This is a genomic window from Nodosilinea sp. P-1105 (genome assembly GCF_012911975.1).
Lineage (GTDB): Bacteria > Cyanobacteriota > Cyanobacteriia > Phormidesmidales > Phormidesmidaceae > Nodosilinea.
This window is the reverse complement of the sequence record NZ_SMDQ01000175.1, coordinates 1-962: the sequence shown is the minus strand read 5'-3', so window position 1 is coordinate 962 and position 962 is coordinate 1. Positions and strand designations below refer to the sequence as shown.

Here is a 962-nt window from a genome sequence, read left to right as displayed (position 1 = left end):
ACTCCCTATTTTTTGTCCTTCCTATTCTCTCAAAGCATTGTCCCCTGAAGCTTTGAGTCCCCTTGTCACCCGCTAAGGTACCGGCAAGGGCAACTCAGCCGCCTCACCACAGCGTCTGACAATTTTGGCGATCGCAGCTCGACTCAAATACTGGCCCCGCTCATTAATGAACAGGTACTGACTGCCAGGATGGGCCTCTCTCAAATCTTTCAGCGCTTCAACCTCATCCAGTTGCAGGGGGTGTTGGCCTGACTCAGAACCCTTTAGCCGATGGATCACCAACCGCCGCTCATTCAACATGACTGCATCCCACCGCATCCCGCCCGCTTCACTGGCCCGTAGGCCATGGCGAAACATGATCAGCAGCAGGGCCTTGTCTCTCGCCGGGTATCGAATCGATCCCACTGGCGACACCGTTCTCGAAATCCTGCGGGTGCTCAAAGCTATGAACCCTAACGCTGCGGAAGCCTTTGTCACCCAATAAATCAGCAGCGAACTCGATGATTGACAGGCAGCCCAGTCCTTCGCCCTAGCGTTTTATCTGCTTGGCGCGCGGGGGCCGACGCGGGGACTGTCCCATTTGCAGCGACTGAATCGCCTGCACTTGGGCCACCGTACCCCTGGCACACTGCTCGACGGCTTCACGGGACGTCCCCTGTACCTCCTGTTGAAAAAGGTCTACAGCTCTCGCCACACTAAGCGATAGAAACCCAAAACCCTTGGAAATCAAAATTTTTCAAGCATTTGACAAAAAAGCCGATGGCGGGATTTGAACCCGCGACCGCTCGATTACGAATCGAGTGCTCTACCACTGAGCCACATCGGCAACTGTTGTTTACAGTCAATTAGTATAACTCCCGGTTCGCTCATTTTTGAGTGAGGTCGGCCAATTAGGTTAGATTTGGGCTATGGAAACTCCTCTAACCGTTATCACAGAACGGGTTGACGATATTCCCCTGCTG

At 53.7% G+C, this 962-nt stretch carries 1 protein-coding gene and 1 tRNA gene; both read right to left on the bottom strand.

Going from position 1 to position 962, the window contains the following annotated elements; translation table 11 throughout:
- Nucleotides 1-72 precede the first annotated feature (72 nt).
- Nucleotides 73-405, bottom strand: a complete 333-nt coding sequence (locus E1H13_RS26635; RefSeq protein WP_347404229.1) for a tyrosine-type recombinase/integrase — start codon at nucleotides 403-405, stop codon at nucleotides 73-75.
- A 349-nt stretch (nucleotides 406-754) separates the two neighbouring features.
- Nucleotides 755-826 (bottom strand) — tRNA-Thr (locus E1H13_RS26630).
- Nucleotides 827-962 lie beyond the last annotated feature (136 nt).